Origin of the sequence: uncultured Thiodictyon sp., assembly GCF_903828115.1 — a bacterium.
Lineage (GTDB): Bacteria > Pseudomonadota > Gammaproteobacteria > Chromatiales > Chromatiaceae > Thiodictyon.
In genome coordinates this window covers 1-23,373 of the sequence record NZ_CAIKKU010000409.1, presented here as the reverse complement: position 1 = coordinate 23,373, position 23,373 = coordinate 1, and the positions used below count along the sequence as shown (strand labels likewise).

18 protein-coding genes are annotated in these 23,373 nt (G+C 65.5%); 13 read left to right on the top strand and 5 right to left on the bottom strand.

Annotated features, from left to right (window positions below; all coding sequences use genetic code 11):
• Positions 1-363: 363 nt before the first annotated feature.
• From QZY48_RS15145 to QZY48_RS15135, 3 genes are read right to left on the bottom strand one after another with little or no spacing between them, the layout of a single operon-like run.
• Complete coding sequence (locus QZY48_RS15145; RefSeq protein WP_295432217.1) at positions 364-1,596, bottom strand: hypothetical protein; 1,233 nt, start codon at positions 1,594-1,596, stop codon at positions 364-366.
• Between the two features lies 1 nt (position 1,597).
• A complete protein-coding gene (locus QZY48_RS15140) occupies positions 1,598-1,726 on the bottom strand; it encodes a hypothetical protein (protein WP_295432214.1) in 129 nt (42 codons plus the stop codon).
• Positions 1,719-1,949: a UPF0175 family protein gene (locus QZY48_RS15135; protein WP_295432212.1), complete on the bottom strand. Its 231-nt coding sequence runs from the start codon at positions 1,947-1,949 to the stop codon at positions 1,719-1,721. Before QZY48_RS15135 ends, QZY48_RS15140 begins: the two co-directional genes overlap by 8 nt.
• A 722-nt stretch (positions 1,950-2,671) precedes the next feature.
• Between QZY48_RS15135 and QZY48_RS15130 the strand changes: the two genes are divergently transcribed.
• Both QZY48_RS15130 and QZY48_RS15125 read left to right on the top strand, forming a co-directional pair.
• Positions 2,672-3,316 carry a bifunctional 2-polyprenyl-6-hydroxyphenol methylase/3-demethylubiquinol 3-O-methyltransferase UbiG gene (locus tag QZY48_RS15130; RefSeq protein ID WP_295432209.1) on the top strand — a complete coding sequence of 215 codons (645 nt, stop codon included), beginning with the start codon at positions 2,672-2,674 and terminating at the stop codon, positions 3,314-3,316.
• The gene (locus QZY48_RS15125) at positions 3,301-6,249 is read left to right on the top strand and encodes a DEAD/DEAH box helicase family protein (protein WP_295432206.1); all 2,949 of its coding nucleotides are present in this window, start codon (positions 3,301-3,303) and stop codon (positions 6,247-6,249) included. The genes QZY48_RS15130 and QZY48_RS15125 overlap by 16 nt, the downstream gene beginning before the upstream one ends.
• 68 nt (positions 6,250-6,317) lie before the next feature.
• On the opposite strand, the gene QZY48_RS15120 is transcribed toward QZY48_RS15125, so the two are convergent.
• Both QZY48_RS15120 and QZY48_RS15115 read right to left on the bottom strand, forming a co-directional pair.
• Positions 6,318-7,526, bottom strand: a complete 1,209-nt coding sequence (locus tag QZY48_RS15120; protein ID WP_295432204.1) for a cysteine desulfurase family protein — start codon at positions 7,524-7,526, stop codon at positions 6,318-6,320.
• Between the two features lie 168 nt (positions 7,527-7,694).
• Positions 7,695-7,940, bottom strand: a complete 246-nt coding sequence (locus QZY48_RS15115; RefSeq protein ID WP_295432201.1) for a type II toxin-antitoxin system Phd/YefM family antitoxin — start codon at positions 7,938-7,940, stop codon at positions 7,695-7,697.
• A 422-nt stretch (positions 7,941-8,362) separates the two neighbouring features.
• On the opposite strand from QZY48_RS15115, the gene QZY48_RS15110 reads away from it, so the two are divergent.
• The 11 genes from QZY48_RS15110 to QZY48_RS15060 all read left to right on the top strand — a co-directional run bounded on the left by QZY48_RS15110 (position 8,363) and on the right by QZY48_RS15060 (position 23,259).
• Positions 8,363-9,154, top strand: a complete 792-nt coding sequence (locus QZY48_RS15110) for a caspase family protein (protein ID WP_295432199.1) — start codon at positions 8,363-8,365, stop codon at positions 9,152-9,154.
• 39 nt (positions 9,155-9,193) lie between these two features.
• Entirely contained in the window at positions 9,194-12,271 is a 3,078-nt protein-coding gene (locus QZY48_RS15105) for a CHAT domain-containing protein (protein WP_295432198.1), read from the top strand.
• 9 nt (positions 12,272-12,280) lie between these two features.
• A complete protein-coding gene (locus QZY48_RS15100; protein ID WP_295432196.1) occupies positions 12,281-12,580 on the top strand; it encodes a hypothetical protein in 300 nt (99 codons plus the stop codon).
• A 359-nt stretch (positions 12,581-12,939) separates the two neighbouring features.
• The gene (locus QZY48_RS15095; protein WP_295432193.1) at positions 12,940-13,248 is read left to right on the top strand and encodes a hypothetical protein; all 309 of its coding nucleotides are present in this window, start codon (positions 12,940-12,942) and stop codon (positions 13,246-13,248) included.
• 184 nt (positions 13,249-13,432) lie between these two features.
• Positions 13,433-14,188, top strand: coding sequence for a hypothetical protein (locus QZY48_RS15090; protein WP_295432191.1), 756 nt, complete (start codon positions 13,433-13,435; stop codon positions 14,186-14,188).
• An 18-nt stretch (positions 14,189-14,206) separates the two neighbouring features.
• Complete coding sequence (locus QZY48_RS15085) at positions 14,207-17,143, top strand: tubulin-like doman-containing protein (protein ID WP_295432189.1); 2,937 nt, start codon at positions 14,207-14,209, stop codon at positions 17,141-17,143.
• 1 nt (position 17,144) lies between these two features.
• Positions 17,145-19,124 (top strand): OmpA family protein, encoded by a 1,980-nt coding sequence (locus QZY48_RS15080; protein ID WP_295432186.1) that lies wholly within the window; start codon positions 17,145-17,147, stop codon positions 19,122-19,124.
• Entirely contained in the window at positions 19,124-21,247 is a 2,124-nt protein-coding gene (locus QZY48_RS15075) for a hypothetical protein (RefSeq protein WP_295432183.1), read from the top strand. The genes QZY48_RS15080 and QZY48_RS15075 overlap by 1 nt, the downstream gene beginning before the upstream one ends.
• Positions 21,248-21,275: 28 nt before the next feature.
• The gene (locus QZY48_RS15070) at positions 21,276-22,427 is read left to right on the top strand and encodes a hypothetical protein (RefSeq protein WP_295432180.1); all 1,152 of its coding nucleotides are present in this window, start codon (positions 21,276-21,278) and stop codon (positions 22,425-22,427) included.
• Positions 22,428-22,490: 63 nt separating this feature from the next.
• A complete protein-coding gene (locus QZY48_RS15065) occupies positions 22,491-22,637 on the top strand; it encodes a hypothetical protein (RefSeq protein ID WP_295432178.1) in 147 nt (48 codons plus the stop codon).
• Positions 22,638-22,698: 61 nt separating this feature from the next.
• On the top strand, positions 22,699-23,259 hold the full coding sequence (locus tag QZY48_RS15060) for a hypothetical protein (protein ID WP_295432175.1): 561 nt from the start codon (positions 22,699-22,701) through the stop codon (positions 23,257-23,259).
• Positions 23,260-23,373: the final 114 nt, after the last annotated feature.

The following is a 23,373-nucleotide window of genomic DNA, read 5'->3' as shown; positions in this document are numbered from 1 at the left end:
TCCAAGAAAAATCGCAAGCCAGTGATTGGCGTGCCGGATGATCGAGGCGGATCCTAACCCCGCCGGGGATCATGGACAAGCCGCCGGGGCGGCCACCTCGTGGGTGACATCCGTCGCGGCTTGGGGGCCGCTCCGACGCCGTAGGAGCGGCCCCCAGGCCGCGACGGGTTACCGCCAGGGCGTGTGGCCGGAGCTATGGCCAAGGCCCCCGCCCGTAGGGTCCGCTGCGCGGACCAGCGACCTCGCGGTAACCGTGACGGCCGGGATTATCATCCCAGATCCGGCAATTGCCCGCACAAAGACACAAAAAGACAAATCATTGAAGGCTCTGGGCCAATCACCGCGTCTCAACGTACCGTATCATCACCCAAGAAGATCCTCCCGCAATACCACTCGCGGCACTAAACGACCGCTTCTCCCCGGAGTCATCCGTACAATCTGCCTATCATGGTTCGGACCGTAGCTGACATGGATCGGCAGATCCTCGCCGTAAACATACAGCCGATCGAAGGGTGTGTTGGCGGCGACCCACTGGGCTACCTCCAGCATGTTTTCGTCTTCGACGAGGAAATCCACCGCGGCACCAAGGCGCCCGCAGATAGGCTGACCCAGTCGGTTGCGTTCATGGGCGGCATGTTGGTCGAGCTTCGGATCGATACGGCCGGGGATCTGCTTGGCGAGTTGCGGTGAACAGAAGCCATAAGTGAGACGGATCATGCCGAAATAGTCGATGACCGGGTCCAGGACTTGCTCAGCCAGTTCAAGAACCGCGTTGTAGCTCTCCGGCTGGATTGGCAGATTGGCGAGACCGGTCTGTGCCTGAGTCTCGCCGCAGGCGATGAGTTGACGAAAGGTAAGGAAGCGGCCACAGGCGTCATCAAGGTCCGGCGGCGTGCGCGACCGCACCAGATCGAATCCCGCGATGGTCCACCGATTCAAAGTTTCCGCGATCTGAAACAACTGCTCGATGACGAAGCCGAGATTGACGATGTCCGCCGCGCGAATCGGGTTATCAGGCGCATGGTAGGGGTCCCAACCGGCGGCCGTGAGACCATTCTCCGTCAGACCCCGCACATCGTCCCCGCGGCCACAGCCATAGTCGAAGAACCGATAACGCCCATCCAGAAGACCATAGCGCGCCAGGGACTGGACCGGCGCCGAAAATCCGTAACGCACCAGCGCGGTCAATTGGCGGGAAGCCTGCCAAGCGGCATGCACTGGCGTCGGGTCATCGACCGAAGTCAGGTTCGTCTCATCGTTGCCGAGCGGCACCAGGGCGTGACCCTCGATGCGATAGCCCTGCTCCCGTACCAGGGCCAACCACTGCCGCCGGTACCCGATCCGCCGCGGCTCATCGAAGAGGCCAACGGCCTGCGCCGCACAGGTGAGGGCCTCGTACTCGGTCCGCCGCGGATGATCCGCCGGCAGCATGAGCTCTTTGCGGTGCAGGATCGGGGGGTTCAGCGAATCGGCATAGGTGCGATAGCTCACCGACTGAGCGCCACTGCCGCCCGCACCCGCGAACGGCAGCAATTGACTGAGCAGCCGCCGCTCCGGCAGACAGTCTTGCGGGAAGTTCAGGGGTAGAGGTTGCATATCACAATCCGGACAGATGGATTCGCTGAAGTTCCAAGCCCCATCGCCTTAACCCACCCTTCTCGGCCAAGCTGATCGCCACGGCTTCCATCGCGATCAACGGGCTGGTATTCGTCAGGATGTCAGGCATTCGCAAGGTCCCGCGCGAGATCCTCAGGTGAGTGATTGAACACTGAGGCCCCGCAGCCGCCTAGCGACTCCATGAAGGCCCGTTTGGACAGGCCCGCCATTTCGGCGCCTTGACCAAGCGAGAGTCGGCCTTGGTCATAGAGTGCTACGGCCAGCAGCAAGCGCATTTCGGCGGCGTCAAGGTCGACGAAATCGGGTACAGCGATCTGTATTTGCTTGGACATGGGTTACCTCTGGCTGGCTACCCCCCGGATCCGCTGACACCAGGTCATGACCTCAGGACTCGGAAGGCCGGGCGGGCGGGTGGTGTGGCGGTGGCGGCTCAGCGGACACGGCCTCGGGTTGCCGTACAATGAACGGGGTACCTGTCTGCTGTGCCAGACGACGCGCAGCCTCGGAGGCGCGCAGCAGTGCAGCAGACACGCCTCGCAGGTACGGATCGGTAGGTTGTTGATTTTTAATACTCATGGGTTGACTCCTTGGTCAAGCAGCACAGGCGATCATTACTCAGGTGCCCCCAATTAGACTTAGTCCCCGGATTACGCGAAACGGGGCTGAGGCGGTACACCCTGGAAGGTCGGGGTAAAGGCGTGGAAGGGATTCGCCCCTGTTCGTGGAGGGTGGCGAGATAGGAGCGAATGGTACATAAAGTCTTGGGTCGAGCCGGCATGCGAAAGTCGGCGGAGATTCGCTATTTTGACCTTGGGCATGCAGATCACCTGCTCGGTACAGTGCTGGCCGACCCACAAGCTATCCGCGTTCGGGCTACCTGATCGGAGGTCGGCCGAGTCTTGGCCCCCGGTGCGGGCGTCGCGGGGGACTGTTGGGCCCTCATGGTCTTGTCCGCAAGGTAAGCGACAGCTTGTGGCTGACCCGCCTCGGCGAGACACTCGTGTTAATATTAGCCCGCCTAGGCGAGCCAATTGCCTTACAGAGTCGATGCACAATGAGACTCGTGTCCCTGATACCAAAATCTGCAATGCCTGCTTCAACCAGCGATTACTACGAGAGTCACGCGCGCCAGTTTTTCGACGATACCATCGCAGTCGATATGTCGCCCCTGTACGAACGCTTTCTGTGGCGATTACCGAAGCAGGGCTGCATTCTCGACGCCGGCTGCGGCTCCGGTCGGGATGCCCTCGCCTTTCGGAAACGCGGCTACAAGGTTACCGCCTTCGATGCTTCGCCGACGCTCGCCGATCTCGCGGCAGCCTATTGCCGACTTCGCGTTGAGGTCATGCGTTTCGAGGACTTGGAATGGCACAGTCGATTCGATGGCATCTGGGCCTGTGCCAGCCTGTTGCACGTTGGTGCGGCCGAACTCTCGGATGTTCTGTTCCGCATGGCCGGCGCCCTGAAGCCGCAGGGCGTTATCTACGCGTCGTTCAAGTATGGCCAGGGTGAGCGAGACCACAACGGCCGGCGCTTCACCGATCTTAACGAGGCCGGCCTCACCGCGCTGCTCCAAGTAGTCCGGAGTTTGGAGGCGTTGGAGACCTGGATCACGACCGATCTGCGGCCGGATCGCGCGACCGAATATTGGCTGAACACTCTGCTCGTTAGGACTGAGTCGAAGTGCCCCAGTACCTGACCACCGGCGGCGTCCGCAATCCGTTCCTGCCGCGGCTGCTTACCGCCATCCGTCATGCGAACCGGATCGACTTGGCGGTCGCATTCATCAAGTCGAGCGGCCTGACGTTACTCTTCGATGCACTGGCAGACGCCATCGAGACCCGCGGTGCGCAACTGCGCATCCTGACCAGCGACTATCTCGACGTCACCGACCCACCGGCCCTGCGTCGGCTCCTGCTCCTCGCCGAACGCGGCGCCGACGTGCGCGTATTTCAGGCCGAGGACGAGAGTTTCCATCTCAAGGCGTATATCTGCGTCCAGAACCAGGAGGGACGCGAGGTTTGGGGTGCGGCGTTCGTCGGCTCCAGCAACATCAGCCGCACCGCACTCACCGACGGGTTGGAATGGAACTATCGGGTGAACTGGGCCGACGACCCGGCCGCCTCTCACGCGCTTGGCTTCCGTGAGATCCAGGCCGAGTTCCAGGTGTTGTTCGAGCATCCCAATGTTCACGCGCTGGACCATGATTGGATCGATCGCTACGAGCAGCGCCGCAAGGTCCAGCGGCTCCCCGTTGCCCCGGGGAGCAACGATCCAGAAGATCCCCCACCCTGGCCGACGGAAGTGCAGCGCGAGGCCCTCGCCGCCTTGGCCGCCACGCGGGACGCGGGCTACCGTCGCGGCTTGGTGGTCATGGCGACCGGACTCGGCAAGACCTACCTGGCGGCGTTCGACAGTGCATCAATGCACGCGAGCAGCGTCCTGTTCGTTGCCCATCGGGAAGAGATCCTACTCCAGGCCGAGGGCAGCTTCCAGCGCGTTCACCCTCGCAGGCGGGTGGGTCGATACACTGGCGAACAGAAAGACGCAGACGTGGACTTATTGTTTGCGTCTGTGCAAACGCTGGGGCAGGTCCGTCACTTGGAACGGTTCGAGCCAGAGCGCTTTGAATACATCGTGGTGGATGAGTTCCACCACGCCTCCGCCCCGATCTACCGTCAATTGCTTCAGCATTTCAGGCCGCGGTTCCTTCTCGGACTGACGGCAACGCCAGAGCGGACCGACCAGTCCGATATCTTGAGCCTGTGCGATGACAATCTGGTCTACACCCGTCACCTGTTCGATGGCATTGAACTGGGATTGCTTTGCCCCTTTCACTATTACGGCATCTACGACGAAACCGTCAACTACCAAGAGATCCCCTGGCGCAACGGGCGTTTCGACCCCGAGTCCCTGTCCAACAAGTTGGCTACCCTGGGGCGTGCGCGCCATGCCTTGACCCATTGGCGCGCCAAGGCCCAGGGCCGGACCTTGGCCTTCTGTGTCTCCAAGCGCCATGCGGATTTCATGGCCGCGCGCTTCCGCCGCGAAGGGATCCGCGCTGCTGCCGTCTACCATGGCTCCCCAGTCGACCGTAGCGCGGCGCTCGAACAATTGGATCGCGGCGAACTGCAGGTCATCTTCTCAGTCGACCTGTTCAATGAAGGTGTCGATCTGCCCGCCGTCGACACCGTCCTGATGCTCCGTCCTACCGAGTCGAAAGTATTGTTCCTGCAACAGCTTGGCCGGGGCCTGCGCCAACATCCAGACAAAGAACGCCTGGTGGTGTTGGACTTCATCGGCAACCACAAGGGCTTCCTGAACAAACCCCAGGCACTCTTCGGCGCCGGCACCAGCTATTCGGCCTTGGGCGCCTTCGCGCGCCGCGCCCGCGACGGCACGCTGATCCTTCCACCGGGCTGTTACGCAAACTACGATATCGAGATCATCGAGTTCCTGACTCGTCTCCAGGGGCGTGGACCCGCGACTGACTACCAGTCGCTCAAGGAGTCGCTGGGTCGCCGCCCGACCTTGGCCGAGTTCTACCGTAGCGGGTCCAGCATTGCGGACCTGCGCCGCTTGCACAGTCAATGGTGGGCCCTGGTGCGCGACCAGGAAGATTTAGCCCCGGCGGAATCCGCATGCTTGCTCAGCCATGAGGCATTCTTCCAGGAGGTCGAAACCACCAACATGACGCGGAGCTACAAGGCCGTGCTGCTGGAGTCTCTGCTCGACAACGACGGCCTTCGCGACCCGCCCCGCCTGGAAGATCTTGCCGCGCAAGCCCTGACCGTCTTTCGCCGCCGCCGCAGCTTTGTCAGCGACCTACCCAGCGCCCTGCGCGACCTCGACAGCATCGACCCGGGCGGATGGCTCGGTCACTGGAAGAGAAACCCGATCAATGCCTGGACCGGGGGCAACAAATCAGGGAGCGCAACGAACTGGTTCGTCGTTCGGGAAGGCCGATTCCAACCGAACTTCGATGTATCGGACGCAGAGATCCAGACCTTTCAATCCATGGTTCGCGAACTGGTCGACTACCGGCTTGCCGCCTATGAGCCGCGACTCGACCGTCCCGCCGAGCCCGCCGAGGCGAACGAGCCCACCGTACCAAGCGCCAAGGTCATCCCGTTCCGCCGGCCGACCCCCGCGCCCGAGACGACCGGCCGCACGATCCCGTACTTCCCGAACCTGCGTATCGCCTGCGGACATTTCAGAAGCGGCCGAACCGATGTGGACGCCACCTGCCGTATCGGCTCGGAGTATGGCCGCCTCGATCCCTCACGACACTTTGTGGCCCGCGCAATCGGAAACTCGATGAACGGCGGCAAGACGCCCGTCCAGGACGGCGACTACCTGCTTCTGGAGTTACTTGACCCGGCGCACGCAGGTTCCATTACTGGACACGTCATGGTCGTTGAACGACAAGACGCAGGCGGTGACGATCAATACTTGCTGCGCCTAGTGACCAAAACGCCAGATGGGCGCTATATTCTCAAGGCGACTAATCCGGAGTATCCCGACTACGAAGCAGATGAGTCCATGCGCACACTTGCGCGACTACGTGTCGTCTTGAGTCCAGAGAATTTGACCTTCATCGGCGATGCAGACATACGCAGTGATCCAGGGTAATCCCGTCGCGACGGGCACGTTCGCTGATGCTCTTGTGCAGCGAATGGGGGATGTGGATCGTGTCAGCTTCACTGCGCTGACAACTCCCGAATCCGCTGCACCGCCGCGACCATCAGGTCCACGGCGGCGGTCACGTCGTTGAATGAATGCGTGCGGTCGAAGCTGACGCGGACCGCACCGTATAAGAGGTCGCCTTCGATCCCCATGGCCCGCAGCACCGCGGAGGGCTCGACGGTGCCGGAGGAGCAGGCGGAGCCCGAGGCGATGGCGAGTCCGTGTGCGACCTGGTTGATCAGTGCGTCGCTGCCGATGCCGGGAATGGAGAGGTTGACGATGTAGGGCGACACCACGGCACCCTCACCGTGGACCTGGATCGGCAGCCGCGCGCGCAGCCCGGCGACGAACTGATGCTTCAGTTCGGCGACATGGGCCAGATCCGTCGCACGGTGCCGGGCGGCCAGCGTCAGGGCCGTCGCCAAGCCGACGATTTGATGGGTCGGCAGCGTTCCGGGGCGTAGCCCGAATTCCTGACCGCCGCCATACATCAGCGGCCGCAGCCGCAGCCGCCGACGATTGCGGACCACGAGACAGCCGATCCCCTTGGGTCCATGGAATTTGTGTGCCGAGAGCGAGAGCAGATCGATCGGCGTTTGGCGCAGATCGATCGGGAGTTTGCCGGCCGCCTGGGCGGCATCGACATGCAGCAGGACCCCGTGCTGCGCCGCCAGCGCGGCAACCTCGGCGATCGGCTGCATGACGCCGGTTTCGTTGTTGGTGTGCATCAGTGAGACCAGCAGGGTGTCCGGGCACAGCGCCGCGGCGACGGCCGCGGGCTCGATCCACCCCTGGCGGTTGGGGGACAGATAGGTGACCCGGAAGCCTTCAGTCTCCAGCGCGGCACAGCAGGCGAGCACGGCCTGGTGCTCGATCCGCGAGGTGATCAGGTGCCGACCCTGCTGCGCGTGGGCCAGCGCGACCCCGTGCAGGGCGAGATTGTCGGACTCGGTGGCGCCTGAGGTGAAGATGATCTCGTCGGGATCGCAGCGCAACTCGGCGGCGATGGCGGCGCGCGCGCCCTCGACCACTGCCGCCGCGGCGCGGCCGGGGAGATGGGCCGCCGACGAGGGGTTGGCGAAGCGCTCGGCACCGGCGAGCTGGGCGACCATGGCGGCCAGCACCTCGGGCGCGACCCGGGTCGTCGCGGCGGTGTCGAAGTACAGTGGCTGGGTGACACCGATGCCGATAATGGCGTCCTCCTGGTGCAACGGGTGCAACACGGGTCTACGCCGCGTCGCGCTCCAGCTCGATTTTGTTCCACCCACAGGCCGGACGCAAGGCTCGTGTGTCAGAAAGACCTCGCTGTGTCCGTCAGGTCCAGATCAAATCCAGCTCATAGGGCTCGAACGCTGGGGCATGGGTGTCCAGCAAGAGCCGCGACCGTCCCGTCACGGCTGCCCCTCGAAGGCGTCGATCAGCTCAGGCGGCAGCGGGGCGTCGAAGTCCTCGCCGATCCAGACCTTCCCCTGCCAGCCGCCGGGGCTGCGCCGGTCGCGCGGGCTGCACAGGGGCACCAGCTTCGCGAGGGGCTGGCCGGCCTTGGCGATCAGGATCTCCGCACCGCCGGCGGCACGCTCGACCAACTCAGCGAGCCGGGTCTTGGCTTGGTCGAGATCGAGGACGGTTTCCGGCATGGAACCTGGCGCTCTTGGCGTGACATAACGGCATGGCTCCTTATGTCACGCCCTTTCAGGGCTAGGCCGAATAAACAACGCTATCCCAGGGCGTTGCCCTGGGCTGGTATGTCACGCCCCTTCGGGGCTCAGACGAATCGCAAGATTAAGACGAAACGCCCTACTAAACCGCGTCCAGAACGAGATGCGTAGTTTCGGAGGCACCGGTCTCGGAAAAACTACGTTTCCCAATGTGGTCGCGGTTTAGGCCCTTTCCGACACCGCCCCCCGCCACCGGCTGACCGACCTCCGCGACCCCGGACATTGCACAACCGGCCTTCACCAACCAAACTTCTGTGGTAGCGGATCAGGTCGCGCGCCGCTACCTTAGAGAGCGCAGGTCGCGATCCATCACCGAAGGTAAACGACGGAGAACCAACCCCATGAGCAAGAAGGCACTGTGCATCGGCATCAACGACTATCCCGGCACCGCCAACGACCTGAAGGGCTGCGTCAACGACGCCAACGACTGGTCGGCGGAACTGGGCCGACGCGGTTTCACGGTGGCGAAGATGCTGGACGGGCAGGCCACCAAGGCGGCCATGATCAGCGCCATCCGTGACCTGATCAGTACCGCCCACAACGGCGACACCCTGCTGTTCACCTATTCCGGGCACGGCACCTGGGTGCCGGACAGCTCGGGCGACGAGCCGGACGGGCGCGACGAGGCGCTCTGCCCCTATGACATCGGCACCAAGGGTCCGCTCCTGGACGACGAGATCGGCACCCTCTTCAGGTCCGCCGGTACCGGGGTGCGCATCCTGTTGATCTCCGACAGTTGCCATTCCGGCTCGGTGATCCGCGGGCGGGAGGATGACCTGGACGCCGGCAATACCCGCGCCCGCTTCATGCCGCTGTCGGACTGGATGTCCAAGGACGAACTGCCCCCGGCCGGCGCCGCGGCCCCGCGGGTGGTCAGCGGGATCAGGCGCACCGGCGGCGACCTGCTCCTGGCCGGCTGCAAGGATACCGAATACTCCTACGACACCAGCTTCCAGGGCCGGCCCAACGGGGCCTTCACCTACTATGCCCTGAAAACGCTGCGCGAGCTCAAACCAGCCAATTACGACGCCTGGTTCAACGCCATCCGGCAGTATCTGCCGAGCAGCCGGCTGACCCAGACCCCGCAGATCATGGGGAGTGCGACCGCACGGCGCTTCGCGGTGTTCGCGTAGTTCGCGGCTGTAACCGGAAAGATAGAGGAGACCTCCGCCATGGCCACCAACCGGACCCGCCGCGGCCGCGGTGCAATCGAGGCGGCGGGGACGTCGCCCGCCGCCGGCCAGGACGCCCCGCCCCCACGGTCGGCGGTGGTGCAGGAGGCGCCCGCCCCCGGGACCCTGCCGGACCCGCCCGCCTTTGCTGACCCATCGGTGATCGCCGGGGACCGGGCGGACGAGACGCCCGACGGGGACCCGACCTCGTCCCTGCCCACGACCGCGCCGGCCGCCGCCAGCCCCGACGCGGGCCAGGCGGCGGCGCCGGACCCCGACGCCGCGGCGGCGCCGGACCCGCAGTCCCCGGCGGCGGCACCGGTCATGAGGGTCGGCGTCCGCCACGGCGACCTGGGCTATGCACACTATCCGGTCCTGGTGGGGCACTATCTGGGGGACACCATCGTCAGTGCCGAGCGCGTCCTGGACCAGCGGCTCAACGAGGCCTTGAGCGAGCGGATGCAACTCGGGCTCTACCCGGGTCGGCCGGGCAGCCATGCCCTGTTCTTCAGCGCGGGCCCGCGGGGGCGGCCGGCAGGGGCCCTGGTGGTAGGGCTCGGTCAGGTCGGGGACCTGGCCCCCGGGCTCCTGGAGACGGTGGTCAGGGACACGCTGATCGACTATGCGCTGCGCATCTCGCGATGGCCGGACGGGCGCTTCGGCGCCGTCGGCACGGTCAGGTCCGCGGGCGTCTCCTGCCTGCTGGTGGGCTCCGGGGCCGGGGGCATGACGGTGACCGACTCCGTGAAGGCGATCCTGCGCGGCGCCCTGGCCGCCGCGGACCGTCTGCGCGAGGCCGGGCTGGGGTCGCGGGTGGTCATCGACCACCTCGAGTTTCTGGAGATTTATCACGACCTGGCGATTGCCGCCGCCCGCGCCCTGGAGGGGGCGCTCATGGACGCCGCCATGGCCGCGCGGGTGAACTGGCCGCGGCGGGTGATCGAGGCGGGCGAGGGCGGACAGCGGCGCATCCGCTGCGAAGAGGCCCCGGACTGGTGGCAGCGCCTGGAGATTATCCAGGAGGGCGCGGGTCAGGACGGCGGCGAGGCCCTGCGCTTCATCGCCTCCACCGACCGGGCGCGCGCCGAGGTCACCCTGGCCGCCGGTCAGTTGCGGCTGGCCGACAGCTTCATCGCGCACGCCTCACGCAGCGATGCCGCCAACACCGAGGCGGCCAAGACCCTGTTCGAGATGCTGCTGCCCAATCGCCTGCGTGAACTGGCACCCCGGCAGGGCGACCTGGTGCTGTTGGTGGACGAGACCTCCGCCCGCTTCCCCTGGGAGCTTCTGGAGGACCGCTGGAGCGACCGTGGGCGCCCGCCCGCGGTCGGCGCCGGGATGGTGCGCCAGCTCAAGACCCCGCGCTATCGCCCCCACCCCGGCCACGCCACCGAGCCCCGCGCCTTGGTCGTGGGCAACCCCAACCTGAACGACTGGGACGCCTTCGGCGACCTGCCCGGCGCCCGCGACGAGGCCAACCTGGTGATCGGGCTGCTGCGCGCCAACGACTACGAGGTCCGGGACTGCATCGACGAGGAGGCCGACGCCATCCTCAGCGGCCTGCACAAGGACGCCTGGCGCATCCTGCACCTGGCCGGCCACGGGGTTCACGAGTTCCCGGTGTCCGTCGCCGCCCCCGCCGCCTGCCCGGCCTGCGGTCAGGCCGCGGCGGCACGCGCGCAGCGGCGCTCCGGGATGGTCATCGGCCGTGAGACCTTCCTCACCCCCGGCGACGTGGAACAGATGCGCTGGGTGCCGGAACTGGTCTTCATCAACTGCTGCCACCTGGGCAAGACCCAGGGCAGCGTCCCGCCGCGCTACAACGAGCTGGCGGCGAACCTGGCGGTGCAGTTCATCGGCATGGGGGTCAAGGCGGTGATCGCGGCGGGCTGGGCGGTGAACGATCAGGCGAGCTTGAGCTTCGCCGAATGCTTCTACACCCGGCTCTTGGCCGGCGAGTTTTTCGGCGAGGCCGTGCGCGCGGCCCGGGAGCAGGTCTGGCGGCGCTTCCCCGACGTCAACACCTGGGGTGCCTACCAGTGTTACGGGGACCCCGCCTTTCGCCTGCGGATCCAGCCCGTGGAGAGCGCGCCCGCCGCCCGCCGACCCTATCACGACCCCGCCGAATTGGTCGCCGACCTGCAAAACCTGATTCAGGGTATCCGGATGCAGGTGCGCGCGGGGCGCGACGACGCGGCGGCCACGGCTGCACGGCGCGCCGACATCGAGCGCCTGGTCGCCGCCATCCCGGACACCGAGACTGAGGTCTGGTTGGCCCGGGCGGACCTGGCCGCCGCCCTGGGGCTCGCCTGGGGCGAGACGCGCGACTACGCCCAGGCCGTGACCTGGCTGGAACGTGCGCTCCAGGCGGAGACCGGTGATTGCGCGCTGCGCGTGCTGGGACTGTGCAACGACTTCCGGGTCCGACTGGTCGGCGAGCACTGGCAGGCCCTGCGCAACGAGCCCGCGGACGGGCAGCGGGAGGACCGGCGGATCGCCCTGGTCGAACAGATCGAGGCCAGCATTGATGAACTGACCCTGGTCTGTCGGCGGGCCGCCACCGTGGAGCGCCTGAGTGCCCTGGGCAACGCCTGGCGCTACCGCGCCTGGCTCCATAGCGAGCCGGCGGCGCGCCGTGAGGCCCTGGTCAAGATGGAGGGCTATCTGGCCCAGGCGCTGGCCAAGTCGGCGGCGCCCAGTCCACGCTACTTCCCCCTGTGGGCGGCGGTGAAGCTGCTGACCCGGGACCCGACCCGGATCGAGGAGTGGCAGGCCGGCCTGCCCGATGACCTGCACGCGATGATCCAACAGGCCGTCGCGCGCCACGCCGCCGAGCCCAGCTTCAACAACGCCGTGGCCGTGGCCGACAACGAGACCGCCCTGCTGCTGACTCAGAGCGAACCGCACCCCGCCACGGCGCCGCGCATCATCGACCTCTACCGGGCCGCCGTGGGCGGCGGTGCCAGCCCGCGGGAGATCGCCACGGTGCGGGAATACCTGGACTTCCTCATCGCTTTGGGCGAGGGGCTGCCCGCGCCGGTGCACCGCGCCCTGGGCGAGATCCGGGCGGCGCTCTGATACCGCAGGATGGAAATCACTAACCGCACCGCGGCCTCGATCATCGTTCCCGCCACCGCGGTGTGTCGGTCGGCCTTCAGGCCGACCGACTGGGAGCGCCGCACCCCAGTGCGGCCCGGCCTGTCCGCAGCACGCAACGCAGCGGTCGCCAGCGAGATCGCGCCGCACTGGGGTGCGGCGCTCCCAGTGGCCGGGATTCTGATCGAGGCCCGCAAACCCTATGTTACGCCAGACGGCGTCCGCCTGCCGCCGAGGATGCGGCCCACTTTGGGTATTCACCCGATTGAGCAGGTATGCCGCAACGGCTAGAGTCGCGCTTCGGGATCGGGGGTATTGCCGACCGCGGGGATGAGCGGACGCGGGCCCTTGTTTGAGTCCATCCCGGTTTCTGCCCAATGCCCTTAAGTTAAGCGCGAGGCGGTCCGGCGCGGGCGTCTCGTTCCCACGCTCCTGCCTGGGAATGCCGGGCGGACGCTCCGCGTCCCGTCTTATCAATGGACGCGGAGCGCCCGCCCTTGCTCCCACGCAGGAGCGAGGGAGCCAACGTGGCTTAACTTAACGGCATTGCGATCCCATCTCGCGCTTTTCGTCCATCCCGATTCGTGGCAAGATCGCCCTCGCCCGTCGGCCCGATCATCTAAACGATTAACAGCGGAAGAATCTATGACATGAGTGATCCGGACCACAGCGGCGGCACCATCGGCATCGGCGGGGCATTGTCGATCGGTATCGGCGGCATGGTGGGGGGAGGCTTCTTCGCCACCTTCGGTCTCGCGGTGGTGGGCGCGCGCGGCGCGACCTGGATCGCATTCCTGTTGGGCGGTTTGATCGCACTCGTCACCGCCTATTCCTACGTGCGCATAACCTTGCGCTATCCGGGGCCGGGCGGCACTGTATCCTTAACGAGTACGGCGGCGCCGGTAGGAGGGGTGCCTGGGACCGAGGGCACCTGGCCCCACCGTAGCAAGGAGCAGTAACCGCTGGTCTTGACGGGGGTGTCAAGATCCCGCTGAAGCCGCCGCGCTAGACTTGCCCCCCCCCCACCGGCGTACACTTAGGCGGACTGCGGGTTCTGCCCTGGGCCACCGGAAGCGTCGATCCTGGTGACCGCAACGGCCGGGCCTGTGCCTTGCCGTTGCCGGTCACCCCAGAGGGATGCGCATGACCCACTTCGACTCGCTAAACTTCGTGTACCAGCTCGTCATCGCCAGGCTGGACCTCGTGGTCGTGCTCTGGGCCTTGATCGCCCTCATTCTGTCCCTGGCCGTTCTGCACTGGCTGTGGGGCCTGGCCTGGAACACCCGCTGGGGTCTGTTTACCCGCCCTGGTCTGGCGGCCTTCGGCATCGTCGCGGCGCTGGTCATCGGCGGCTCGGCGCTGTTCTGGCTCGGTGCCGGGCGTGTCGGCACTTGGCTGCAACTGCAGGCCGCGACGCTGCCGAAACAGATCGCGAGCGATCCCGCGTTGCGGTACGACATCTTCGTCACCGCGCAGCAGCAGTTGGGCTTGCCCTCTGGTGCGGCCGACAACGAGATGGCCCTGCGCAATCGGCACGACCTGGAGACCCTGATCCAGACTGCCGCGTCACTGGTGCGCTGCCCGCTGACCCGCTCCGGCCCCCTGGGTCCCGGCGCCCCCTGTCAGATGCGCAACCCCGACGAGGTGGTCCGGGAGACCCTTCAGGCGGTCCCGGCGGGGGCCTTTCCGCTCACCGTGACGGACGACAACCCCTGGGTGGCCTACGCCGTGACGACCCAGGTCCAGGCGGCGCTAAGCGACGCGACATCCAAGCTGACCGTCGGCGCGGCCGAGTTGCGCGCGGTGTTGGCCGCGCTGTTCTGGATCGCCATTGGCCTGCAGGTCATTATCGTGCCCATCGTGGCCGTCAGCGACATCCGCGTCCATCCCCAGGTCTAAGGAACGCAGCGACTCATAATGAAAAACCATCTCTTTATCGGCCTCGGCGGGCAGGGCGGACGCACCTTGGGCGAACTGCGCAAGGTTATGGAGCAGCGGGCGCGGGATGTTAAGGCACTTGAAGGGCAGGACGTGCGCCTGGCGTTTCTGGCCATCGACTCCAGCGACGACGTGCGTAATGAGCGCAGCACCTGGAGCCTCTTCGGCAAGAACCTGGCGCTGCCGCCGAACGACTGGCTGATCTTCGATCAACCGGCCGCGATCGGCGACTTGGCGTCCCGCCAGGACATCAACCCATGGATCGGCGACTCGGCGCTCATCAATGACTTCCTCTCCCGCCGCGAGACGGTCAAGGGGGCTAACCAACGCCGACGATTCGGGCGGCTGCTGTTCGCAAAGCACGCCAAGGCCATCCGCGAGGCGGTCACTGGCAAGGTCAGCACGCTTACTATCGGCCGCCAGGAACAATGTGCCTTTCATTTGTTCGCGACCCTCGGTGGCGGCACCGGCAGTGGCGGGCTCATCGACCTGATCACGCTGATTCGCACCTGCTACTCCGGCGGCGGCACCGATCAGTTCCCTGTGTTTGTTTATGTCTATGTCACCGACACAACCCCGCAGGGCGTCGACGTCAGCTACTTCTTCCAGAACCAGTTTACCGGGCTGCGTGATCTGAACGCGCTGATCTGTGGTCGCCTGCACCCTCAGTTGCTCGGCGACGACATCAACAGCGGCCAGTTCTCCGGCGCAGAACCGATCATCCAGGTCACCGTCACCGCCCCACTCAATAGCGCCAAACTGCGGATGCCGCTGGAAACTCAACTGCGGGTGGTCGCGGAGGCCTGTTTCGAGCGCATCGTTGCGTGGTGCATCGGGCAGATGAGCGCGAACGCCCAAAAGATGCTGAGCGGCGAGGACATTCTCGGCAACTTTCCCGGCGAACCCCTGGTGCGACCGGAGCGCAGTTACCGGTTCAGCGCCTTCGGCATGCGCCGCTGGGAGGTGCCGACGGAGAAGCTCAAGACGCTGCTGGCGCTGGACCTGCTGGCGAGTGCGCTCCGGCAGATGTTGTTCAACCATTGGCAAGATACCAGCGGGTATGCCGATCTGCTGCCGGACGGCTCCAGCGCGGCGACTGCGGGCGTGGTGGCTGGCCTGTTGGCGGCGATCGAAGACCAGCGGCGGCCGGTGCCGAGGGCCGAGGCGCTCACGCAACGGCTGCGCACCGCCCTCGCCGAACTGGCCGCCGGGCTCGCCCGCGTGCCGGGCGCGCGCCCATCCACCTTGCAGGACATTGAGCGGGCGTTCGAGGCGTTCTACCTGGGGCAGTTTGAGCAGGGGGGTGTGGATGCCCTGATCGGCCAACGCCAGGGCGACCAAGGGGGCCGGCTGAACGAGGCGGTACGCCGGCTGGAGGCGACCCTGACCCTGTTCTGGTTGAATCCCGGCCAGTCGCTCGCGCTGGCGCGCATTCCCCAGGTCCTTGGGGAACTGGGGGCGCAGCTGCGCCGCGACGGGCAGGAGCCCCCGGCAGCGGATCACACTGGCGGGGACCGCCTGCAGCTGATCATCAAGGCTCGCCGTTTGGAGTGGGACAAGCTCACTCGGCTCAGTGCCGGGCTCACCGGCCGGCGCAAGGCGTTGATCGACGCGCAGGCCAACGATTGCGGGGTCTTGCATGAGGCGGATCTTCGTCGACGGCTGGCTGAATTGGACCGCGGGTTCGTCAACCAACTCGCGGGCCGGCTGCCGCAGGTGCAGACCCGCTTTCTGTCCGTCCAGCAGGCGCTGATGGGGCTGCTCCAGACGGTGGTGCAGGAGCGGAACCAGATCGACCAGGAATTGCGCGCCCTAGCACAGAACGTCACCGCGAACCGGTATGAGTTCGACCCGGCGGCACTGGACACCTTCTTGGCCTGGATGCGCCGCCACGCGCAACACCAGCAGAGCGCGGCGGCCCTGATGCGCGAGGAGATTTTGAAGGCCATCGGGGGGCAACAACCCCTCACGGCCATGAGCAAGGACGCGCTGACCACCATCGAAGACTTGTTGCGGCCCCTCGCCAGGCAGCAGGCGGAGCAGATCCATCTGGACTACGAGGCCAATCGGCAGGGGCAGCCGATCCTCGAGGATTCAGCGTTGGACATCCTGCAGAAGCGCCATGCGGTCGATCAACCGAAGTTCTTGGCGGAGGTCGGCGGCTTTTTAAGCCAGGCTGCGGTGTGTCTGCACCTGCGCGACGACACGCAGCCGACCCAACTACTGGGAGCGGGGATTGCGGTTCCAAGAATGCCCCGACGGGTGTTGCTGCTCGGCTTGCCCCAACACGCATTCACGGCGACCCTGGAGGCGACCTTTCGGTCGGCGATTCCCGCCGGTCAGGGTTATCTGGTCGAGGTCTTCAGGCACGAAGACCCGGGGCAGATCCGGCTACTTACGGTGGACTACTGGCTCGCCGCGCGCTTCGCGAGCGTGGTCGAGTCGCTACGCAACAAGTACCAAGGCGCCGCCGCCGGCACAGGCAGCGCCAACACGCGCTACTTCTGCAACATCGACCCTGACGGCGAGCAGGACCGGCGGCCCGATCTCTTCTTGCTCGACATTGACACCATGCGGCTGCGCTACGAGGCCGAGATTTGGCTCGGTCAGCATGCGGACCTCGGCGTGGTGCAGGTCGATCAGAACGGCGTGTTCCTGATCCTTGAAGGCAAGTATGGTGTTAAACCCGAGTTGCTTGGGCCTGACTTGGCGATGGCGAGCAAGAATCCGGATCGCCCGCGAATGGATCGCCTGCACGCGCGACTCATTGAGGTGCTTACTGGCCGCGATCCGGGCTGGTTGACCGATCTGCTCCGGCAACGGCACGCCGAACTACAACAGCAGTACGGCCCCACCTCGCGCGAATACAGGGAGTGGGAACCCAAGCTGCAACTTCTGGAGCCGCTGGTGAACTGACATGGCGCGCTATTTTCGCTGCGAGGAACCGGGCGGCCACTGCCGCCATGCGCGCACCCGGGCGGTGCTGGTCGATGAGCCCGGCGTCTGCCCCCTGAATCATCCGGATTGCGCTCAATGGCGCCGGCCGGTCCGGGTGCTGACGGCGTTACGGGAGCGGAGCCCGGTGGCGTTTTGGGGCGTGGCCGGGGTCGTTGGCGTGGTAGCCTTTGCCCTGCTGCTGTTGATGCTGTTGCTGCTGTTCGGGGGCAATCACTGGCGTGACGGCCTCGATCGGTTGCAGACCCAATTGACGGGGCTCAATGATCAGTTGAAGGGACTGGAATTGCAGACATCCAAACCCGTTGATCCTGGTCGGGCCTGGGAGGAACTCCAGCACGCGGGCCAAAGCCTGCGCAATGACGTGCGCAAGGCTGTCACCACCGCGGCTACGGCAGAGGTGGCTGGGCTACAGGCGCGGCTTGAAGACCTGGAGCAGCAACAGCAGGCCTTGCTCGGGTCGGCTAGGCCCAATCCGAAAGGCGCTCAAGCACAGGCGATGGCCAAGCGGTTGGTCGGGGACTACCAAACCTTGAAAACCGGCGTGTTAACTGCCCAGGCCGCTGCACCGCCCGAGGATGACGAGGCACGACAGGCCTTCCGAATCCTACTGGTGGACGTGGACAAGGGCCTGAAGCGGGCGCAACGGTTGGCGGGGCCGGCACCGCCACCACCGGCGCCGCCTTCCACACTGGTTGACACGTTGACTGGCGCGCTGGTAGATGCCCGGGATGGCGTCGACACCCTGTCGGCCTCGGTAACCATCGCCACCAGCCCGGTGCTGGCGTCGGCGCTGGTCTTGCCATTGCTTGAGGCGCGTGCCCCTGGCAGTACCATCCGCTCGGCGTCAGACGCCCAACACTGGTTCGTTGCGAGTCACGACCCGGTGATCGCCCCCGGTGTCTTGGTCAGCGTTGCGGACCCCGATCCCTATCGCCCACTGCTCGCCGGGCGTGCCGATCTGGTCATCGCCGACCAGACCCCGGACAACCAAGCCCAGGCAGAGTTCAGCGCCCGCTTCCCCGGTCAGGCGATGACCGCGCGCGACCATGCCGCGGTCATCGCGCTGGACGCCGTCGCGCTGCTGGGCCATCCCGCGCGCGCCAATGCCCCGGTGACGAACCTGGGCCTGAGCAATTGGGGCACGGATGCCGCATCCGCGCCGATGATCGCGCGGCTCGTGCCGTCCCTGGCCCTGAGCGTCGTCGCGGACCCGTTCACAACGGTGCAGTCGGACCCTGGCGCGCTGAGCGCCGTGCTCCATCACCAATGGCAACGGCACCCTGTCGGCCAATTGGTGGCCTACCAACCATCGCGAGACGCCCCGGCACTGAAGCCCAACGACTTCTCCATCGGCACCGAGAACTACCCGCTGTGCTATCGCGTGTTGGCGACGCGCTCTCCTGGTTCGCGACCGGCCGCCAAGGACCTGATGACCTGGATCACCTCCGACGCCGGGCAGTCCGCGGTGAAGGCCGCGGGTTTTGTGGACCTGCGTCTGTTGCCGAAACCCGGCGGTTCGGCAGCGGACCCGCTGATCCTGTCGGCCCTCGGGCGCGCGGTCGGGCAAAACGTGACCAGCGCGGAGCAGTCCCCCACTAATCTGCGGTTTGCACTGAACGAGGCGGAACTGGATCTCAAGGCCCTGGCAGACCTGGAACGGCTGAACGGACCCCTGAAGGCCAGGATTACGCAAGGGCACAAAGTCGTGATCCTGGGCTTTACCGACGCAATCGGCAGTGAGCAGCAGAACTTCCTGCTGTCCGTCGAGCGCGCCCGGCAGGTGGCCGAACGACTGGCAACACTCGGCGTGCAGGCCGTTACCACCGGGCTCGGCGAGGAACTGCCGGTGGATACCAATGACACCGACGCGGGCCGGGCGCGCAACCGACGCGCCGAGGTCTGGGTGGTGAGCCCGGACAATAGCGGAGCAGCACAGTAGTGGATGAATCAGCATTGGGAATTCTGCCGAACTCCCTGTCATTGGTGGTCGGCGCCATCGGTCTGGTCGGCATCGTCGCCGCTTGGTTGGCGTACAAGGGTATCGATGCGGAACGGGATGCCCTGCGTCGCGGAACCCTTGGACTGGAGAGTGTACCTGATTCCGATGCGAAATTCGATTACCGCGGATGGCTCAAGGCTCAGCACCTCGATGACTCCCACTTCGGGGACCACGTGCGCGCCGCCGCGGATGCGCGTCGCTCTGGTCGTGCCATTTCGCTACAGGAGTTGCATCAGGTCTCCGCGCGCCGCGAGGCGCGGCGGCGTTGGGCGCGGCTATCGGGCGGAATCGCCGGGTTGCTTCTGGTTTGCGGTATCGCGGGCACCCTTTTGTGTATTAAGCCGGTCTTGAGAGATTTCGACATCACGGCTAGCGTGACAAGTGCAGCGCCCCAACAATCGACCAGCACGAGTCGGGCTGGCGGCAACGCCGAAGGCGGACAGCCATCGTCGGGACCAGGCAGTCTTGCTAATGCCAGGAACCTGATCCATGACCTGAGCCAGGCCTTCCTTCCGAGCCTCTGGGCACTGGGGCTGACCGTCATCGTCGCCATGGTACGCGGGTTGTATACCCACAACCGCGGCACCCTCGCCGGGGAACTGGACCAACTGGATTTGGAATACTTGTTCGTGCGCTTCCCGCCTCCGTCGCTCAGTCGGGAGCTCGATGGCGTCCGGGCGCAACTGGCAGACCTGACGGCGCAGATGCTTGCGAGTCAGCGCAACCTTGATGGATTCGTGCAGCGGCTCACCGACGCGGCGCAGGGCTTCCAGATCAACGCACCGCCGCTACAGCAGGCCTCGAATCGCTTTGTCGGGGGCGTCAAGCAACTTGCCCCCAGGCTCGATATCCTCAGCAAGACCATCGCCGATCATCTGGGACCGACTGCGCCCGTGGTCAGCCGGTTCGATGGCCTGCTCGCAGTGGCCACTGATGTGAACAAGGCGGCAGCACAGATGGAGTTGGCCGGTGAGATGCTCTCAAAACACCTGCTGGAGTCTCATCGGCTGCTGAAGGACACGACGGATGCGCTACCGGCACAGTTCCAGGCCGCCTGTCAGTCCGCGAGCGGTCTGATCGCCCAGGCGGCGAGTCAGGCATTGGCGACGGCCTGTCAGGACGCGGTGGCGCGCCTTGATGCCGCCGCACTGCCATTGCGCGATGCGGCGCAGTCCGTCGCGGCCGAAAACCGCGCGCTGAAGGCCGATACCAGCCAGTCGATCACTAATCTGACCCGATCAGTCCAGGCCCTTTGCGATGCTACCACCGAGGGTATGCGAAAGGATCTGAATGCGGGCCTTGATGCTGTCACCGGGCGCGTGGACAGCCTGCTGATGGCGACGGCGAGCCAGGTTCGCGGCAGCCTGAACGACGCGCAACAGGGGTTCCGCGAGGCCCTTCATGCGGCGTTGGCGACCATCACGAACCTGCACAGCAGCGCCAACGACGCGATCACGCGGGTCGCCAACTCGGTGGGTCGCATCGAACAGGTCCAGACCCGGATCGATGCTGCACTTCAGGCGTCCTCACAGACCCGGGATCTGATCGTCGGGGCGCGCGGTGACATCGTCGCCGCCAGCGACCGTATGACAGCTATCACTGAACAACTCGACAGCGCCCGAGAGGCCTTGGCCGACATGCAGCAGACCGCCGCCACAACCACGGGGCGTCTCGCCGGCCTCACAGCATACTTCGATAAGCTGACCAACGACGCCAACACGGTACGCCCGGCCGTTGAAGCCCTACTGCGCACCCAGCAGGAGACCAGCGTCCGCATTGAGGCGCTGCTGGAGCGCGCGGAGCAGGTCAGCGCCGGTTGGCAGCATTGGCTGTCCGAGGCGACCCGGCTGCATCAGACCGGCGCCGCGGTGCGTAGCGACCTCGACCGGTTGTTGGAGCAGGGCCGCGCGGTGGCCGCGGAATTGGGCAGCGCAGCCACCGCGGCCGCGGATCAGCAGCAACGGCTGGCCCGGGAACTTGAAGCCCTGAACGTGGCGCTTGAACGACTCGGTCGACTGGCGGGCCGCGGGCTATTCGGACGCATATTCGGCAGCCGGGTGTGACTGATATGCGGGTGGGAAGACCTGAGCCATGATCAGCGACGATGAGTCGGGCCATCAGGTCTCGTATTGGCCTAGCATCAGCGATCTGTTCATGACGCTGTTCATCACGGCCATTGCGCTGGTGGCCGTAGTGCTGTTCGTGTTCTTGGTCAATCCCAGCGAAGATGTGTTCAAGGGACAGATCATCGAACTGCGGAACTTATTGGGCATGGGGCCGCTCCCACAGGGCAGCGATGAGCGATACCAGCAGGCCTTCGGCGATACCATCAGGAAGGCCATCGCAGAAATCAAGGCGTGCGAACAACTGCGGCAGAATGTCGACGCGCTCGCGGCCTGTCAAACGAAGAGCCAACGGCTTGAGGAAGAGAACCGCAAACTAACCACAATGCTCTCAGTCCTGAAACAGGAGCGGGACCGGCTCACCGTAGAACTCGCGGCCCTGCGCGATCAGCAGACCAAGCTGACGTCGAAGCTGGCGGAGTTAGAGAGAGAACTCAACCGTCTGCGCGCCTTGGCCGGTTCCGGCAAAGACGGATGGCAGGAAGCGATCAGGGGACTGGCAGAAGTAATCGCGCAATCAGAACAGCGACGCAAGAACGCTGAGCAGGAGCGTGACCGCCTGGTTGAACAACTTGCGCGGAGTAACGACAAACCGCCCATCATTACCATCCCCTCGGACGTGCTGTTCCCATCCGGCGGGGCGACGGTGACCGCCGTTGCCACCGACAGCCTGCGGATAGGCGGCTTTCAGAAGATCGCCTCTGAAATCGTCAAGCGAAACGCCAATGCTTTGCAGAATGTCAATACGCTGGAGATCATCGGGCACACCGACAGCATGCCGATGAAGACGACCCGCGGCAACCTGGATGGCGGGCTGCCGCCAGTGCTCGCCGGTACAGCGCCCATCGCCGGTTTACGACCGGGCTCCAACAATGACCTAGGCCTGCTCCGTGCGCTTGCGATCAGGCAGGCCTGGCAGGCATTTGTCGCGCAGCATGTCGCGCAGCATCCGGACCACGCGGCCTTGGAACAGATACAGGTACGCACCTACTCCGCCGGTCAGACGATTCCGGTCCGTCCCAATGGTCCCGTAGACGACGCCGATGCGCGCCGCATCGAACTGCGCCTGACCAAACTCGGCGACCCGAGCGCAGGCAGCGCGGCGTCGCCTGGTCCATGAGTCCTCTGCCCGCTGATGGAATGGCCCGGGCTGTATCCCCATACGGCTCCAGGGGCAGGCATCATGCTGGCGGACCATCGGCTGTGGTGGTTGGACCTCGCCGGGTCTGCGCTGGCCGGTTGTGTCCTGGCCGCCGACGGCGGAGAATCGACCGATCCCTGTCCATCCGCCATGCTGCCTGATCAGTTCCGGGTCGTCGCTGCTCCGTGACGCTGCGGTGTTGACCGCAGTTCACACTTAGCGTTGATCGATGCCAATCGCCAACCCGTCCATGTCCGCCAAAGCCCGCCGTCCGGGCGTCAACCGCAGCGGCCTCGCCCTCTTGGCATTGCTGGCGATCCTGCTGGCCGGCACGCTGTTCGCCAAGGATCTCCAGAGTTTTCCTGGCAGCCAACTGGTTGTCACCGACTGGGCCGACGGTGACAGCTTCCTGGTGCGGCTGCCCGATGGCAGCGAACACACCATCCGCGTCTATGGCGCCGATACCTTTGAGTGGCACGTCAGCGACGACACGGACGCCAGGCGCCTGCGCCAACAGCGACGCTATTTCGGCATCTCCGGCTACGCCGGCACACCGGCGGCATCCATCCAACTCGCCCGGTCCCTGGGCGAGACCGCCGCCAAGGAGGTCCGCGCGATACTGGCACGGCCCTTTACGGTGCATACCAGCTTCGCCGATGCCCGCGGCGATGGCCGCTTCAAGCGCGTCTACGCCTTCGTCACCACTGCCGACGGGGACGATCTGGCCAAGGTCCTGGTCAGCCGCGGTCTGGCGCGGGCCTTTGGCGTCTACCGCGCCAGCCCACAGGGCAATCGCATCAAGTTCTACTAATATTCGCGCTCACTGATATATCACGCAAATCCGACATCTGAACTGCCCCCAAGGCTACATGCCGTGTCCCTTTCCTATGTCATGAACACTTTGCGAACACTGCGCGTCTTCAAT

Coding starts and splice junctions, on each gene's coding strand:
- QZY48_RS15145 (WP_295432217.1), bottom strand. CDS start 1,596: ATGCAACCTCTACCCCTGAACTTCCCGCAAGACTGTCTGCCGGAGCGG.
- QZY48_RS15140 (WP_295432214.1), bottom strand. CDS start 1,726: ATGCCTGACATCCTGACGAATACCAGCCCGTTGATCGCGATGGAAGCC.
- QZY48_RS15135 (WP_295432212.1), bottom strand. CDS start 1,949: ATGTCCAAGCAAATACAGATCGCTGTACCCGATTTCGTCGACCTTGAC.
- QZY48_RS15130 (WP_295432209.1), top strand. CDS start 2,672: ATGAGACTCGTGTCCCTGATACCAAAATCTGCAATGCCTGCTTCAACC.
- QZY48_RS15115 (WP_295432201.1), bottom strand. CDS start 7,940: ATGCCGGAAACCGTCCTCGATCTCGACCAAGCCAAGACCCGGCTCGCT.
- QZY48_RS15110 (WP_295432199.1), top strand. CDS start 8,363: ATGAGCAAGAAGGCACTGTGCATCGGCATCAACGACTATCCCGGCACC.
- QZY48_RS15105 (WP_295432198.1), top strand. CDS start 9,194: ATGGCCACCAACCGGACCCGCCGCGGCCGCGGTGCAATCGAGGCGGCG.
- QZY48_RS15100 (WP_295432196.1), top strand. CDS start 12,281: ATGGAAATCACTAACCGCACCGCGGCCTCGATCATCGTTCCCGCCACC.
- QZY48_RS15095 (WP_295432193.1), top strand. CDS start 12,940: ATGAGTGATCCGGACCACAGCGGCGGCACCATCGGCATCGGCGGGGCA.
- QZY48_RS15090 (WP_295432191.1), top strand. CDS start 13,433: ATGACCCACTTCGACTCGCTAAACTTCGTGTACCAGCTCGTCATCGCC.
- QZY48_RS15085 (WP_295432189.1), top strand. CDS start 14,207: ATGAAAAACCATCTCTTTATCGGCCTCGGCGGGCAGGGCGGACGCACC.
- QZY48_RS15080 (WP_295432186.1), top strand. CDS start 17,145: ATGGCGCGCTATTTTCGCTGCGAGGAACCGGGCGGCCACTGCCGCCAT.
- QZY48_RS15070 (WP_295432180.1), top strand. CDS start 21,276: ATGATCAGCGACGATGAGTCGGGCCATCAGGTCTCGTATTGGCCTAGC.
- QZY48_RS15065 (WP_295432178.1), top strand. CDS start 22,491: ATGCTGGCGGACCATCGGCTGTGGTGGTTGGACCTCGCCGGGTCTGCG.
- QZY48_RS15060 (WP_295432175.1), top strand. CDS start 22,699: ATGTCCGCCAAAGCCCGCCGTCCGGGCGTCAACCGCAGCGGCCTCGCC.